Source organism: Candidatus Merdisoma sp. HCP28S3_D10 (assembly GCF_052065835.1).
Classification (GTDB): Bacteria; Bacillota; Clostridia; order Lachnospirales; family Lachnospiraceae; genus Laedolimicola.
In genome coordinates this window covers 46,450-62,624 of record NZ_JBQHTG010000004.1, presented here as the reverse complement: position 1 = coordinate 62,624, position 16,175 = coordinate 46,450, and the positions used below count along the sequence as shown (strand labels likewise).

The window sequence follows — 16,175 nt, the reverse complement described above, 5'->3', positions numbered from 1 at the left end:
CGATTTTTTGGGCATTTTGACGAAAAAGGACTTTCCAGATATCAACAGAGCGTGGTATAATCGAACCAATGAAATGACGGAGGTACAGGAATATGATTTCTCATCAGGTGATACAGTCGAGTCTGGAAGAGCTGCGGGGGATAACACGAATCGATCTCTGCGTGCTGGAGACGGACGGAAGCCAGGTTGCGTCCACCTTTGACGCGTCAGCCATTACCCAGGAGATGGCAAAAAGCTTTGCCCAGTCTCCGGCGGAAGGACAGAATCTTCAGGGCTGCCATTTCTTTAAAGTATACGATGAGAGTGTCCTGGCCTATATCCTGCTGGCCAGAGGCAGCGGAGACGACGCCTATATGATTGGCAAGGTGGCAGTCAGCGAATTACAGAACCTGATTGTGGCTTACAAGGAGCGGTTTGACCGCAATAACTTTATTCAGAACCTTCTGCTGGATAACCTGCTTCTGGTGGATATCTACAGCCAGGCAAAGAAGCTGCATATCCAGACAGAGGCTACGCGCGTGGTATATCTCATTGAAACCAGAGATGAAAAGGATGTCATGACGCTGGAGGCGGTACGGAGCGTATTTGCGCCCAGATCCCAGGATATTATTACCGCCGTGGATCAGAAGAATATCGTCGTGGTGAAGTCTATCGGCGAAGAGGATACCTACGAGACCCTGGATGAGGTGGCCGTCATGCTGGCGAAGATGCTGAACACCGACGAAGATACCTCCCGGATCCGGGTAGCCTACGGAACCATGGTCAGCCAGATCCGCGATTTGTCCAAGTCCTACAAGGAAGCCAAGATGGCGCTGGAGGTAGGTAAGATTTTCTATCCGGAGTCCATGGTGAACGCTTATCATACCCTGGGCATCGGCCGGCTGATTTATCAGCTTCCCCAGCCGCTGTGCGAGATGTTTATGCGGGAGGTGTTCCAGGAGAATACGCCGGACACCTTCGATGAGGAAACCCTATCTACCATAGAGAAATTCTTTGAAAATAACCTGAATGTGTCTGAGACGGCCCGTCAGCTCTTTGTACACCGCAATACGCTGGTGTACCGGCTGGAGAAGCTGCAGAAGACCACAGGCCTTGATATCCGGGTATTTGAGGACGCGCTGACCTTCAAGATTGCGTTGATGGTGGCAAGCTATAAAAAGTATTTGGAACAGGAAAATCTGTAAAAAAATGGGGAAGTAAAAAACTCGATTGAGTTTTTTTACTTCCCCATTTTTTATTGGGTATCCTTTTTCTTTTTTTCATGTTTATCCGGCTTCGGAAGCTGATCCACCAGCTTTTCAATCACCGTTTTTTTCATATACACGTCAAAGCTCAGCAGACAGATGAAGGAGAAGAGCTGGAGAAATTCCTTATCCTCCTCCGGCGCGTCAGAAAAGACCTGCTCGGAGGTACGGTAGCCCTGAATCAGATCCTCCTTCAACGCTTCGATCTGTCCTTTTTCCAGACAGAAGACCTCGTTGTAGATGTGTTCCAGCTGCAATGCATGGTCTGTGTGGAAATACTTTTCTGTCAGCGGCGTCAGAAGGCTCTGGATATCACTGATAGAAAGGATATTTTTAAAATAGTAAATGAAAATCAGGAGCAGCATATGCTCTCTGGAATACTTCTTTTTCTCCGGCGGAGGAAGCAGACGGTTCTTGGCATAGTTGTTGATCATAGTCTTGGTCAGAATCTTGTCTTCCTCGTATCGTTTGGAGCTTTTCAGCTGGCTGTCCATAAATGTGGTCACCTGATCCATGTAGAGATCGATGCCGGGGACGTCCTCCGGATGGATGTAATCAATCCGATCCAGACTTTCCAGAATGCTCTCCAGAAGATTTTGGCTGTCTATTGTCATAGGTATCACCTCGAATTTTATTATATAGTATTCAAAACTATATGACAAGGGGTAAATATTTAAACTTTTGTTAAGAAGAACGAAAAAGCATGACAGCAGACGGATTTTGTAATATAATAATAAACATTAAGGGGCAGACAGCTTTCACGCTCTGCAGAAGGAGGACAAAATGGCAAACATTTTAAAAAGATTCGGGGATATCATGTCGGCAAACATCAATGCGCTTCTGGATAAAGCGGAAGATCCGGAGAAGATGATTGATCAGTATCTGCGTGAGGTGGAAAGCGATCTGGGTAAGGTAAAGGCCGAGACGGCGGCAGTGATGGCGGCTGAGACCAAGGCGAAAAGAGAGCTGGACGAGTGTGGGGCAGAGGTTGAAAAAATGCAGAAGTATGCGGAAAAGGCCCTTCTTGCAGGCAATGAGAACGACGCCCGTCAGTTCCTGGAAAAGAAGGCGGATCTGGTGAAGAAGCAGGAAAGCCTTCAGAAGTCTTATGAGGCGGCGGCAGCCAATGCAGCTCAGATGAAAGAGATGCATGACAAGCTGGTGAAGGATCTGGAGAACCTGCAGTCCAAACGGGACGCTATCAAGACAAAGGTGGCTGTAGCTAAGACCCAGGAGAAGCTGAATAAGATTGGCTCCAGCGTGGCAGGAGCAGGCGACGCGATGGCTGCCTTTGACAGAATGGAAGCGAAGGCAGATAAGATGCTGGACGAGGCGAATGCATTGTCTGAATTGAATAAGCAGGAGGGCGGCATTGACGATCTGACCAAAAAGTATGACAGCGCGGAAAGCACATCCGATGTGGATGACGAACTGGCGGCTCTGAAAGCGAAGATGGGATTATAAAACCGGTAGAAACCATGGATAACAAAATCTATTATTGTGAAAACTGTGGCGGCGTGATGGAATTTGACTCCGCCTCTCAGAGTCTCAAGTGTCCGAATTGCGGAGCGGAGACAAAGATAAAAAATGAAAAGAGTAAGATTGTGGAGCACAGTCTGACCCGTCATGCCATGAAAACGATCAGGGTTGCAGAGAAGAAGAGCCAGACTATGATTTGCAAGGGCTGCGGAGCGAAAATCGAGGTAGCAGCCAACAGCACGACCACCTGCTGTCCTTACTGCGGATCCAGCTACGTGCTGGCAGATAAGCAGGAGGATGCCATTGTCCCGGACGGCGTATTGCCCTTCCAGATTGACAGGAACCGGGTGGGAGAGCTGTTCCGGAAATGGCTGAAAGGCCGCTGGCTGGCTCCGGGGGAACTGAAACATCTGTATCAGCAGGAGAAGCTGCAGGGGATCTATCTGCCCTACTGGACCTTTGATGCGAAGGCGGACGCCCATTATACGGCCCAGGGAGGACGAAGACGTACTGTGACGAAGAAGGGCTCCGATGGAAAGACGGTGCAGGAGACCGTGGTGGACTGGTTTCCTACATCAGGCAGCATCCGGCATTTCTTCAATGATGTTTTGATTGCGGCGTCGAAGAGCCTGAAGCAGAATCTGCTGGATCGGGTGGGAAGCTACGGCCTGAATCAGGTAGCGTCCTACGCGCCGGAATATTTTTCAGGGTATAACGCAGAGGTCTATACGGTGGATTTGGACGACGCCCACGGGGACGCCAGACGGTATATGGAATATAACCTGGAAGAAATGGCCCGGCAGGACGTGCTGCGCCGTTATGATGAGGTGCGGGCGGTTAGTGTACGCGCAAATTACAGCGATGAGACCTACAAGCATGTGCTGCTTCCGGTTTACGCGACGGCATACAGCTATAAAGGGAAAAAATACCACGTTCTGATCAATGGTCAGAGTGGCAGGGTGGAGGGAGATTATCCCAAGAGCCCGGCAAAGATTATCGCGATCATTCTGGGTATTCTGGCGGTTCTGTTCCTGGTATTCCTGTTCAGCACAGGCAGCGACGCGGCATACACAGCGGAAGCGGCAGAGATACAGCAGTATCTGGCTCTGGAGATAGCTTCCGGGCAGAACATCAGTATTCAGAAAGAAAATGAGGAGGCAGTACCATGGGAATATTTGGCGGACAGTTTGCCAATGTAGTAGAGTGGCAGGAATACCGGGACGATATGTTGTTCTGGAAATGGAGCAATAACGAGATTAAAAAGGGCAGCCGTCTGGTGATCCGCCCGGGACAGGATGCGATCTTCCTGTATAACGGCAAGGTAGAGGGGATCTTCCGGGACGAGGGAAGCTACGATATCGAATCGGCGATTATTCCCTTCCTGTCCACCTTAAAGGGCTTTAAGTTCGGTTTTAACAGCGGCCTGCGGGCAGAAGTGTTGTTCACCAATACGAAAGAAATCCTGGTAAAATGGGGCACCAAGAGTCCTGTCATGATTCCGGCTCCGGGACTTCCGGGCGGTATGCCTGTCCGGGCCTTCGGAACCTTCACCTGCAAGGTGGCAGATTATGACGCCCTGATTGAAAAGGTGGCAGGTATTAAGCAGCAGTATTCGGTGGAGGACGTAAGAGAACGGATTGTCGGTATGCTGGATCAGCTTCTGATGAAATGGATTTCCCGGGAGGGAAAGGATCTGTTCAATCTCCAGGTCAACGGGGACGCCATCGGACGTGGTATCCAGGAGGATCTGGATATGGAGATGAGTAAAATCGGAATCAGCATTGCCAGCTTTGCCATTTCCAGCTTTAACTATCCGGAGGAAATCCAGAAGATGGCGGAGAAGGCGGCAGCCCAGAGTATGATCGGCGACGTGGGACGCTTCCAGCAGATCGCCATGGGCGAGGCCATGGCCAGGGGCAATGGAGGCGGAACGGCGTCCGATATGGCAGGAATGGCTATGGGAATGGCTATGGGACAGCAAATGGCGTCACAGATGGCGCAGAATGTAAACAGCGCGCAAAACTTCAATCCGGGCGCGTCAGGCGGTGCAGCTCCGAACTTCTGCCCCAAGTGCGGAACCAAGACAAACGGAGCGAATTTCTGCCCCAACTGCGGACAGAAGCTGGTATAAAAAAGAGATTCTGAGGGAGACAAAAGAGTTATGAGCAGCTATGATCTTTTGAATCCGGAACAGAGGGAAGCGGTGCTTCATACAGAAGGACCGCTTCTGATTTTGGCGGGAGCCGGTTCCGGAAAAACCCGTGTGCTGACACATCGGGTAGCTTATCTGATAGAACAGGGCACAGCGCCCTGGAATATTCTGGCAATCACGTTTACCAATAAGGCGGCAGGCGAGATGCGGGAGCGCGTGGATAAGCTGGTGGGCCTGGGCAGCGACAGCATCTGGGTCAGCACCTTCCATTCCACCTGTGTGCGGATTCTGCGGCGTTATATAGACCGATTGGGCTTTGACACCGCATTTTCCATCTATGATACAGACGATCAGAAGTCGGTGATGAAAGAGGTCTGCAAAAAGCTTCAGATTGATACGAAAGTATATAAGGAGCGGATGCTTCTTAGTGCCGTTTCCAAGGCAAAGGACGAATTGATAAGTCCGGAACAGATGCGGCTGGACGCAGGCGGCGACTGGAATCAGCAGAAGATTGCAGGAGTCTATGCGGAATATCAGGCCCAGCTTCGCAAGAATAACGCGCTGGATTTTGACGATCTGATTATGAAGACCGTAGAGCTGTTCCGGAATTGTCCGGATGTGCTGGATTATTACCAGGAACGGTTCCGCTACATCATGGTAGATGAGTATCAGGATACTAATACGGCCCAGTTCCAGCTGATAAGCCTGCTGGCGGCCAAATACCGGAATCTCTGTGTGGTAGGTGACGACGATCAGTCCATTTACCGGTTCCGGGGAGCCAATATTATGAATATCCTGAATTTTGAGCAGATATTTCCTGACGCGAAGGTCGTTAAGCTGGAGCAGAATTATCGCTCTACCGGCAATATCCTGAACGCGGCCAATGAGGTGATTCACCATAACCGGGGACGGAAGGAAAAGCGCCTGTGGACGGATAACGGAGCAGGAGCGCCGGTGCGTTTCCGGCAGTTTATGAACGCCTTCGAGGAGGCGGAGCATGTAATCGGCAATATTATCAGTCATATCCAGAAGGAGGAGGCCTCCTACCGGGATCATGCGATTCTCTACCGAACCAATGCCCAGTCCCGCCTTTTTGAGGAAAAGCTGATTTACGCCAATATTCCCTATAAGATTATCGGCGGCGTCAATTTCTATGCCCGCAAGGAAATCAAGGATCTGCTGGCTTACCTGAAGACCATAGACAACGGTCGGGACGAGGTAGCGGTACGCCGTATTATCAACGTGCCCAAGCGAGGGATCGGAGCCACCACCTTAAGCCGGGTCAGCGAGTACGCAGTGGCCAACGATATGGGCTTTTATGAGGCTCTTTTGAACGCAGAGACGATTCCGGGTATCGGGCGCGGCGCGTCCAAGGTGCTGCCCTTTACGGTCCTGATCCAGACGCTCCGGGCAAAGCAGGAGCATGCAAAGGTCAGTGAGCTGCTGGAAACGGTTCTGGAAGAAACCGGATATCGCAGAGAGCTGATTCTGGAGGGTACCGATGAGTCAGAGGCCCGCCTGGAGAACATCGACGAGCTTATGAGCAAGGTCAAGGATTACGATGAAAATGCGGAAAATCCTTCCTTAAGCGGCTTCCTGGAGGAGGTTGCGCTGGTGGCCGACATTGACAGCCTGGACGGAGACAGCGACCATGTGCTGCTCATGACGATGCATAGCGCCAAGGGCCTGGAGTTCCCCTATGTCTATATGGTAGGGATGGAAGAGGGGCTGTTCCCCAGCCTTATGTCTATCCTTTCAGACAATCCGGTCGAGGAGATCGAAGAGGAGCGGCGTCTCTGCTACGTGGGAATCACCCGTGCCAAGAAGGAGCTGCTCATGACGGCGGCCAGACAGCGGATGCAGCGGGGCGAGGTGCAGTACAATATGATTTCCCGCTTCGTAAAAGAGATTCCGGAGGAGTATCTGGAAAATAAGACGGAGAACCCGGGACAGCGGGCCAGAGAAGCCAAGGAGCAGCGTATCAACCAGCGTAAGCAGGCCATGCTGGAGGCCCGCAGAAGCCTTCGTGCCAAGCCGATCCAGTCGAACATGGTGACGGCGACCAAGGCCTCCCACCTGGATTATGGGGTGGGCGACCGGGTAAAGCATATCCGGTTCGGCGAAGGCACGGTACTGGAGATTACCGAGGGAGCGAAGGATTACGAGGTACGCGTCAATTTTGATACGGCCGGCGTAAAGAAGCTGTTCGCCTCCTTTGCCAAGCTGCAGAAGGTTTATTAAAAATGCTTCTGTAAAATTTGTGGGAAACGATAGTAATTTTATATGTCCTGTGATATAATAAAAACACTTAGAAATGTGCGCGAGATGCAAAATAAGCGGACTGCGGAAAGGATGTAGGAGCGATGAATAATAAGATGGAAGAGTTTCTGACAGCAACCAAGTTAAATGAACTGCTTCACAAGAAAGAGATTGAGGAGAAGAATAAGAATACTGTACTCTGGATTCTGGCTGTACTCGGCGCGGTAGCGGCAGTGGCAGGAATCGCCTATGCAGTATATCGTTTCTTTACACCGTCTTACCTGGATGAGTTCGAGGACGATTTCGATGACGACGAGTTCGACGATGATTTCTTCGACGATGAGGAAGAGTAAGTAAGAGTTTGAGAAAAGAGTGTCTCAGGACAGAGAAGATGTTTTGAGACACTCTTTTTTACTCTATAGGAAATATCGTGTTACGTTAAAGGGCGAAAGCTATGATTCCTATAGAGCAAAAAGCCCCTCCGGGGGATCGCACTGCGGCGGAATAGAATGGTGTCGCTAAAGCGACCCGCCGCAGGCGGAGAATCCTGCAGAGCAGGATTCTATTATATGGAGGAAGAGGTATGAAAAAAGGACGTAATCCCCTGGCTCAGTTTATGATTGGTATGGTAATGCTGGCGGCGGGGTTGTACTGGTTTCTGTCCAATGTGACGGTGACGACGCATTTTGGCCTGCAGATCTGGAATTTCCGGCTGGGCGCCGGTCTGATTGTAGTGCCCTTTATCGCCGGGATTATCTGGCTGTTTATCAATGTGGATTCCTTTGGAGCCAAGCTTTTGACGGTACTGGGAATCGTAGTGATTCTGGCTTCCATCATAGCCAATATCCAGTTCATATTCCGGGCAACCAGCCTGTATGTGTATCTGATTATGCTGGTGCTGATTTTCGGCGGCGCGGCTCTGGTAGGGCAGGTGTTGTTCCGGTGGCCGAAGGATGAGGACAAGAAGAAAAGTGGAGAAAAAAGAGATTTATGAAAAAAGGTGAGATTTACGAAGGGATCGTTGAGAAGACCGAGTTCCCGAATAAAGGTATTGTGACGGTGGAAGAGCGCCGCGTGGCGGTGAAAAATACATTGCCGGGGCAGAAAATCAGGTTTCGGCTTAAAAAGGTGCGGAAAGGTGTGGGAGAAGGACAGCTTCTGGAGGTTCTGGAGCCCGCAGCCAATGAGATTACGCCAGTCTGTCCCCATTTTGTAAGCTGCGGCGGCTGTACCTGGCAGAACCTGTCTTATGAGGACCAGCGTCTGCTGAAGGAAGGACAGCTCCGGGAGCTCCTTGACGGAGCTATCACAGAGCCTTACCTGTTCGAAGGCGTGAAGGGCAGCCCGAGACAGCTGGAGTACCGCAATAAGATGGAGTTTTCCTTCGGCGATGAGGAAAAGGACGGACCGCTGGCTCTTGGTATGCACAAGAGAGGTAGTTTCTATGACATCGTAACGGCAGACAAGTGTCAGATTGTAGATGAGGATTTCCGGAAAATTCTCTGCTGTGTGCTGGAGCATTTTGAAAAGAAAAAGTTGCCCTTTTATCACAGACTGCGCCACACCGGGTATCTGCGCCATCTGCTGGTGCGTAAAGCGGCGAATACCGGGGAGATCCTGGTCGATCTGATTACCACCACCCAGCACCTTGGAGAGGACGGCGGCGATTACAGCGCCCTGGCGGCGGACGAGTCCTGGGCAGAAGAACTGCGCGCGCTTTCGCTGGAGGGCGAGATCGTGGGGATCCTGCATACCTATAATGACAGTCTGGCAGATGTGGTGCAGAACGACCGGACCGAGCTTCTGTATGGACGGGATTATTTCTACGAGGAGCTTCTGGGGCTTCGGTTTAAGATTTCCCCCTTCTCCTTCTTCCAGACCAATTCCCTGGGAGCAGAGCTGCTCTATGAGACTGCCCGGGGCTATATCGGAGAGACGGACGATCGCGTGATTTTCGACCTGTACAGCGGCACCGGCACCATTGCCCAGATGCTGGCTCCGGTGGCCAAAAAGGTAGTGGGCGTGGAAATCGTGGAGGAGGCTGTGGAAGCCGCCAAAGTGAATGCCCGGCTGAACGGCCTGTCCAACTGTTCCTTTATCGCCGGTGATGTGCTGAAGGTTATCGATGAGCTGACAGATAAGCCGGATCTCATTGTGCTGGATCCGCCCCGGGACGGAATCCACCCCAAGGCGCTGCAGAAGATCATTGATTTCGGCGTAAACCGGATTGTCTATATTAGCTGTAAGCCCACCAGTCTGACGCGTGATCTGGAGCTTCTGCAGGGCAGAGGCTACCGGGTGGAGAAGTGCGTGGGCGTGGATATGTTCCCGTTTACGGGGAATGTGGAAGTCGTGTGTTGTCTACATCGGGTGAATTCGTAGAAGTCCTTAATTTTAGGCACTTTGCGAGGTATATGAGTTTCACACCAACAGGCAAGAAAAAGCAGATTATGAATGGAATCGAAGTGTCAGTAGTATTGCATCTGGTATGAGGAAATACATTCGGACAGAATTAACATTTTTTATTTAATAGCATAGAGAAAAGCCAAAAGGACGCTTGTTTTCAGAACTTCTGCAAGATGAGTGTCCTTTTCTTTTATCCCAAGGCAAAGGAGAAGATAAAAAATGGCAAGGAAGAAAGAAATGTATTCACCAGAGAATCACGACCCGGGTGCAGGTATTGTACTGATGAAACTGGATGAGCTGCATAGCTTTGAAGGATACCCGTTTAATAAGGTAGAGAAAAATCAGGAACTGTTTGAACTGCGATGCAGTATTGAGAAGGAAAGAGTAAGTCAATTTGATGTTGGACGGTATCCTGTAACGAGTGCTCTCAAAAGATTTCGGACTTCTGCTCATCTTTATACAATCTTAATTTCAAAACAAACTTACTTACGCCCATTTAATACAAATAAAGATAGAATAAAGGCAATATAAAAAAGAAATTAAGATTATGGGGATATAGTTATGCAACAGACAAACAGATCAAGACATCGACATATGACATCATTTCAAGTGATTAGTTTAGGGTTTTTATCTGTGATTCTCTTAGGTAGTCTGCTTTTGATGCTGCCGATTGCTGCAAAAAGCGGTCAGTGTACCTCATTTTTGGATGCTTTGTTTACCGCGACTTCTGCGGTTTGTGTGACGGGACTGGTTATTAATGATACGGCAACCTACTGGTCTTTATTTGGCCAAGGAGTTATTTTACTGCTGATTCAAATCGGAGGTATGGGAATTATTACGATTGCTATTGCGATTGCTGTTGTTTCCGGACGCAAAATCGGATTGATGCAGCGAAGTACCATGCAAGAGGCAATTTCGGCTCCAACGGTGGGGGGTATTGTGCGGAGAACACAATTTATTATTCGGACTACTATTCTTATCGAAATCATTGGTGCGGCTCTTTTAGCCCCTGTTTTTTGCAGGGACTTTGGGTTTTGGAAAGGAATATGGTATTCAATGTTCCATTCTATTTCTGCTTTTTGCAATGCAGGATTTGATCTAATCGGTATAAGAACCCCTTTTTCCTCGTTGACCTCTTATTCTGTACAGCCGATTGTAAATCTTGTAATTATGATGCTGATTGTTGCAGGAGGTATTGGATTCCTTACCTGGGAGGATATAAAGAATCGTAAATGGCATTTTAAAAAATACCGGATGCAAAGCAAGGTGATTTTTATGGTAACAGGAATATTGATATTCTTACCGGCGCTTTATTTTTTTTATTTTGAGTTTTCAAATGTGCCTCTTACAGAAAGAGTATGGGTTTCTTTGTTTCAATCCGTTACGCCGAGAACAGCAGGATTCAATACGGCAGATTTGACTTTACTCAGTGAAGTTGGGCAAATGCTTATCATTATGCTGATGCTCATCGGTGGCTCGCCCGGTTCCACTGCAGGTGGAATGAAAACGACAACTCTTGCAGTTCTAGTTTCATCGGCATTATCTGTATTTAGAAAAAAGGAACACACTCATTTTTTCGGCAGACAAATTCCGGATGGCACTATCAGAAATGCAGCTACGATTTTTTTAATGTATATCGTTTTATTCCTTGCCGGAGGAATGGTAATTAGCAGCACAGAAGATGTTCCACTTATGACCGCTTTGTTTGAGACGGCATCGGCAATTGGGACGGTAGGGTTATCGCTGGGAATAACTCCTGACCTGGGGCTTTTTTCTCATATAATCTTGATTTGCTTGATGTTTTTTGGCAGAGTGGGAGGATTGACCTTGATTTTTGCCACCATTTCTGAAAAAAAGCCTAACGGTTCAAAATATCCTCAGGAAAAAATTACAGTAGGTTAAGGAGAATAAAAAAATGAAATCAATATTACTTATCGGTCTGGGAAGATTCGGACGGCATATTGCTATAAAATTAGATGAATTGCATCATCAGGTGATGGCGGTAGATAAAGAAGATACTCGAGTTGATGCTGTACTTCCCTTTGTAACCAACGCTCAGATTGGGGATGCGACTAATGAGGATTTTTTAAGTTCGCTTGGTGTTGGGAACTTTGATGTTTGTATTGTGGCTATCGGAGATAACTTTCAGAATTCATTGGAAGTAACGTCCCTTTTGAAGGAACTCGGTGCAAGAATGGTGGTGTCTCGTGCCGCTCGTGATGTTCATGCAAAATTTCTTTTACGAAATGGTGCAGATGAAATTGTTTATCCCGAAAGGCAGCTTGCCGATTGGGTTGCGATCCGTTATAGTGCTGATCATATTTTCGATTACATAGAACTAGATGAAGAACATGCAATCTTTGAAATATCTATACCGGGAGAATGGATAGGAAAAACAATCGGTCAGTTGGATATACGAAAAAAATATAACATCAATATTATGGCGCTGAAAACAAATAATATTATGAATTTGAAAATAAGTTCCGATACGCAGTTGTTAAAGGACAGTACCATGCTTGTTCTTGGGGAGACGAAACATATTCAAAAATGTTTTCATATTTAATTTTTGAAAGAAGTTGGTGATATGAAAGACTTTGTTTTACTTATAGTGGTATTGGCAGCATTTATTTATGGTTATTTTCTTATGGAAAAGCTGGATAAATTTCTCAAGGAAAATCAATCCCAAAAACTTATTTCAGATTCTAAGCTCAGGATTGGATTTGAAACACCTGCAATCATAGATTCTATGGCAGATCTATTAGAACAATTTTCAAGCGAATACCCAAACTATGAGCTGAACCTGTTCTACGGTTCTGTAAGTGAAATAATAAATGGGCTGGGAAATAATAAACTTGATTTTGGCTTTATCATAGAAAATTCCAACGATATTTTGAAAGATGAGTATTGTTCCTTATCCCTTCAAATAAAGCAAAGTGTCATTACTCCAGGCTCTATAGACATTGCGGTACATCCCATCAACACGATTGAGAAACCAGCGAGAGTGATATGGAAAAATGACATTAATTGTATGAAGGGCTTATTTGTCGAAAAATTGCGTGATTTTTCGGAGCGTTTTTTGCTTTCGGCTACACGCCCGAATGGAAAAAAGGAAGAAAAGGTGGTATAATCTTTATGCGATTTTAATGTCAGTGCTAAAATGCTTTTCTGAAATTTACGTATTATTCTATATAATGTTTTTGTACAAGGAGATAACCGTATGAGTGAAAGCAGACGCAATCCGGATCAGTTATTAAAGGAAATCCAAACTGATGAAGAAAACCGTAATAAAGGACATTTGAAAATCTTTTTCGGATATGCAGCTGGTGTGGGTAAAACCTACGCCATGTTAGAAGCAGCTCATATGGAAAAACAGCAGGGAATTGACGTGGTAGCCGGTTATGTAGAACCCCACGCACGTCCCAAAACAGCAGCTCTTTTAAATGGCTTAGAAGTTCTTCCTACAAGAGAAGTTTTTTATAATGGTATGATACTGGACGAATTCGACATTGGCATGGCGTTGAAAAGAAAACCACAGCTTATCCTTGTAGATGAACTTGCGCATACGAATGCCGAAGGATGCCGTCATGCAAAACGATATCAGGACATTAAGGAACTTTTGAATGCAGGGATTGATGTCTATACGACTGTCAATGTTCAGCATATTGAAAGCCTTTGTGATACAGTTGCATCCATTACGGAAATTGTTGTACGGGAACGCATCCCGGATTCTATTTTTGATAATGCAGATCAGGTTGAATTAATAGATATTGAACCACAGGATTTGATCAACCGTTTGAATACAGGAAATGTATACAGACAGACACAGGCAAAACAGGCAGTAGAAAATTTTTTTACAATAGAAAATTTGACAGCTCTCCGGGAGATTTCACTGCGGCGATGTGCGGACCGGGTGAATATCCTCACAAAAAATACCCGCATAAAAAATCATGGAGATTATCACACAGGCGAACATATTCTTGTATGTCTATCTTCTTCTCCATCCAATGCGAAAATTATCCGTACCGCCGCAAAAATGGCTTCTGCTTTTAAAGGGGAGTTTACGGCTCTGTTTGTAGAAACCCCAGATTTTTCGGTGACGAGCGAGGAAAATGTAAAACGCCTGCGTTCAAATATGCGTCTTGCTGAGCAGCTTGGGGCAAAAATAGAAACAGTTTACGGAGAAGATGTTCCGTTTCAGATTGCGGAATTTACTCGTTTGTCCGGTGTGTCAAAGATTGTGATCGGACGTAGTTCTGCTACAAAACGGCATTTGCTCAGCAAACCGACCCTGACAGAAAAATTGATTGATTATGCCCCTAACCTGGATGTGCATATTATTCCGGATACGGTTTCTAATGCGGCAGTGTATCAGTTAAGAGAGGGCAGGAAAAAGAACCATATCGTATTCTCTGTCACTGATACATTAAAATCTACTGCGATTCTGATTTTATCCAGTTTAGTCGGAATGATTTTCCAGAAATTTGGATTTGACGAAGCAAATATCATTACTGTTTTTGTTTTAGGTGTTCTTGTCACCGCTGTCATCACGAAACATCAGATATACAGCCTAATTTTCTCGATTGTAAGTGTTTTGGTCTTTAATTTCCTGTTTACGGAACCTCAATTTACCTTGCAGGCGTATGATCAGGGTTATCCTGTTACCTTTATTATCATGTTTTTGGCGGCATTTTTAACCGGTTCTCTTGCTATACGGATTAAAAACCAAGCAAAACAGGCGGCACAATCTGCTTACCGTACCAAAGTGTTATTTGATACAAACCAGCTATTGCAACAGGCAAAAGATAAAAATGAAATTGTATCTGCAACTTCAAATCAGCTCATTAAACTCTTGGGAAAAGATATCGTTTTTTATTTAGCTGATGGAGAAGTGTTGGATACGCCGCATATTTTTTCTGTAACTGAAGAAAATTTGGAATCATGTATTTCCGAAAATGAAAAGGCCGTTGCCGGCTGGGTATTGAAAAACAATGAACGTGCCGGAGCTACAACAGGAACGTTTTCCAATGCAAAATGCCTGTACCTTGCTGTTCGCAGCAGCAGTATGGTATATGGAGTTATTGGAATCGTGATGGGGGAAATACCTCTTGATCCATTTGAAAACAGTATTCTACTATCCATTCTCGGAGAATGTGCCCTGGCTTTGGAAAATGAGAAAAATGCCCGTGAGAAACAGGAAGCGGCCATTCTTGCAAAAAATGAACAGTTGCGAGCGAACCTGCTGCGTGCTATTTCACATGATTTGAGGACACCGCTGACATCCATTTCCGGTAATGCCAGCAATCTTTTGTCCAACGGCGATTCTTTTGATAATGATACAAAAAAGCAGCTGTACATGGATATTTATGATGATTCCATGTGGCTGATTAACCTTGTAGAAAACTTGCTGGCTGTAACCCGGATTGAAGAAGGACGGTTGAATCTCCGTATAACGGAAGATTTGATGGATGACGTGATCACAGAAGCGTTACATCATATTAACCGAAAGAGTGAAGAACATCATATTTCCGTTGAAAGCAAAGAAGAATTTCTTCTTGCAAAAATGGATGCAAAGCTTATTGTTCAGGTAATCATCAATATTGTTGATAATGCTATCAAATATACACCTAAAAATTCTCATATTGTTATTCGGACAGAAAAGCGGGGAAAACAAGCAATCGTATCTATATCGGATGACGGAAACGGAATTGCTGACGAAATAAAGCCACGGATATTCGACATGTTCTATAGCGGTGCAAATCAAATTGCAGACAGCCGCCGAAGTTTAGGACTCGGATTATCTTTGTGCAAGTCCATTATTAACGCCCACGGCGGAGAACTTACTGTTTCAGATAATCTGCCGCACGGAACAGTATTTACATTTACATTACCGGCAGGGGAGGTCAAAGTATATGAATAAGTCACTAATATTAGTTGTAGAAGATGACACATCTGTCAGAAATTTAATTACAACAACCTTAAAAGCACACGAATACCGATATCTGACGGCACCCGATGGTCAATCGGCAATTATAGAAACATCTTCCCACAATCCTGACATTGTTTTACTTGATTTAGGACTTCCTGATATAGATGGTGTTGAGATTATTAAAAAAATCCGTACTTGGTCAAACATGCCAATTATCGTAATCAGTGCTCGCAGTGAAGATACCGATAAAATTGATGCGTTGGATGCTGGCGCAGATGATTATTTAACAAAGCCATTTTCTGTTGAGGAACTGCTTGCCAGACTACGAGTCACGCAAAGAAGGTTATCGATGATGCAAAAAGTATCCCCTGCCGAAGCGGTTGTTTTTGTAAACGGAAAACTTCGTGTAGATTATGCTGCAGGTTGTGCTTATTTGAATGAAGAAGAGTTGCATTTAACACCTATTGAATATAGGTTGCTTTGCCTGTTGACAAGAAATATAGGAAAAGTTCTGACCCATACTTTCCTTACGCAAAGCATTTGGGGAAGTAGTTGGGATAATGATATTGCTTCCCTTCGTGTGTTTATGGCAACACTTCGTAAAAAAATCGAGAAAGAACCGAACTCCCCACAATATATCCAAACACACATTGGCGTGGGGTATCGGATGCTGAAAGTTGATTGAACTTCACAACACCATAGTTAAAGT

General features: G+C 46.2%; 15 protein-coding genes. 14 read left to right on the top strand and 1 reads right to left on the bottom strand.

Annotated features, from left to right (window positions below):
* Positions 1–92 precede the first annotated feature (92 nt).
* The gene (locus ACTNCH_RS10645; protein WP_441018263.1) at positions 93–1,184 is read left to right on the top strand and encodes a PucR family transcriptional regulator; all 1,092 of its coding nucleotides are present in this window, start codon (positions 93–95) and stop codon (positions 1,182–1,184) included.
* Positions 1,185–1,234: 50 nt separating this feature from the next.
* Here the strand turns inward: ACTNCH_RS10645 and ACTNCH_RS10640 are convergent, their stop codons facing one another.
* Positions 1,235–1,858 (bottom strand): DUF1836 domain-containing protein, encoded by a 624-nt coding sequence (locus tag ACTNCH_RS10640; RefSeq protein ID WP_441018265.1) that lies wholly within the window; start codon positions 1,856–1,858, stop codon positions 1,235–1,237.
* 169 nt (positions 1,859–2,027) lie between these two features.
* Between ACTNCH_RS10640 and ACTNCH_RS10635 the strand changes: the two genes are divergently transcribed.
* From ACTNCH_RS10635 to ACTNCH_RS10575, 13 genes are all read left to right on the top strand, one after another.
* Entirely contained in the window at positions 2,028–2,708 is a 681-nt protein-coding gene (locus ACTNCH_RS10635; protein WP_441018267.1) for a PspA/IM30 family protein, read from the top strand.
* Between the two features lie 14 nt (positions 2,709–2,722).
* A complete protein-coding gene (locus ACTNCH_RS10630) occupies positions 2,723–3,922 on the top strand; it encodes a hypothetical protein (protein ID WP_441018269.1) in 1,200 nt (399 codons plus the stop codon).
* Positions 3,889–4,854 carry an SPFH domain-containing protein gene (locus ACTNCH_RS10625; protein WP_441018271.1) on the top strand — a complete coding sequence of 322 codons (966 nt, stop codon included), beginning with the start codon at positions 3,889–3,891 and terminating at the stop codon, positions 4,852–4,854. The genes ACTNCH_RS10630 and ACTNCH_RS10625 overlap by 34 nt, the downstream gene beginning before the upstream one ends.
* A gap of 30 nt (positions 4,855–4,884) precedes the next feature.
* Positions 4,885–7,116, top strand: a complete 2,232-nt coding sequence (gene pcrA / locus ACTNCH_RS10620) for a DNA helicase PcrA (RefSeq protein ID WP_441018273.1) — start codon at positions 4,885–4,887, stop codon at positions 7,114–7,116.
* A 122-nt stretch (positions 7,117–7,238) separates the two neighbouring features.
* The gene (locus ACTNCH_RS10615; RefSeq protein WP_441018275.1) at positions 7,239–7,487 is read left to right on the top strand and encodes a DUF4366 domain-containing protein; all 249 of its coding nucleotides are present in this window, start codon (positions 7,239–7,241) and stop codon (positions 7,485–7,487) included.
* Positions 7,488–7,717: 230 nt separating this feature from the next.
* Complete coding sequence (locus ACTNCH_RS10610; protein WP_441018277.1) at positions 7,718–8,128, top strand: hypothetical protein; 411 nt, start codon at positions 7,718–7,720, stop codon at positions 8,126–8,128.
* Positions 8,125–9,516 (top strand): 23S rRNA (uracil(1939)-C(5))-methyltransferase RlmD, encoded by a 1,392-nt coding sequence (rlmD, locus tag ACTNCH_RS10605; protein WP_441018279.1) that lies wholly within the window; start codon positions 8,125–8,127, stop codon positions 9,514–9,516. The genes ACTNCH_RS10610 and rlmD overlap by 4 nt, the downstream gene beginning before the upstream one ends.
* Positions 9,517–9,759: 243 nt before the next feature.
* Entirely contained in the window at positions 9,760–10,071 is a 312-nt protein-coding gene (locus ACTNCH_RS10600; RefSeq protein ID WP_441018281.1) for a hypothetical protein, read from the top strand.
* A 30-nt stretch (positions 10,072–10,101) separates the two neighbouring features.
* Entirely contained in the window at positions 10,102–11,442 is a 1,341-nt protein-coding gene (locus tag ACTNCH_RS10595; RefSeq protein ID WP_441018283.1) for a TrkH family potassium uptake protein, read from the top strand.
* Positions 11,443–11,455: 13 nt separating this feature from the next.
* The gene (locus tag ACTNCH_RS10590) at positions 11,456–12,103 is read left to right on the top strand and encodes a potassium channel family protein (protein ID WP_441018285.1); all 648 of its coding nucleotides are present in this window, start codon (positions 11,456–11,458) and stop codon (positions 12,101–12,103) included.
* 21 nt (positions 12,104–12,124) lie between these two features.
* Complete coding sequence (locus ACTNCH_RS10585) at positions 12,125–12,667, top strand: LysR substrate-binding domain-containing protein (RefSeq protein ID WP_441018287.1); 543 nt, start codon at positions 12,125–12,127, stop codon at positions 12,665–12,667.
* A 90-nt stretch (positions 12,668–12,757) separates the two neighbouring features.
* A complete protein-coding gene (locus ACTNCH_RS10580; RefSeq protein ID WP_441018289.1) occupies positions 12,758–15,457 on the top strand; it encodes a DUF4118 domain-containing protein in 2,700 nt (899 codons plus the stop codon).
* The gene (locus tag ACTNCH_RS10575; protein ID WP_441018291.1) at positions 15,450–16,151 is read left to right on the top strand and encodes a response regulator; all 702 of its coding nucleotides are present in this window, start codon (positions 15,450–15,452) and stop codon (positions 16,149–16,151) included. Before ACTNCH_RS10580 ends, ACTNCH_RS10575 begins: the two co-directional genes overlap by 8 nt.
* Positions 16,152–16,175 lie beyond the last annotated feature (24 nt).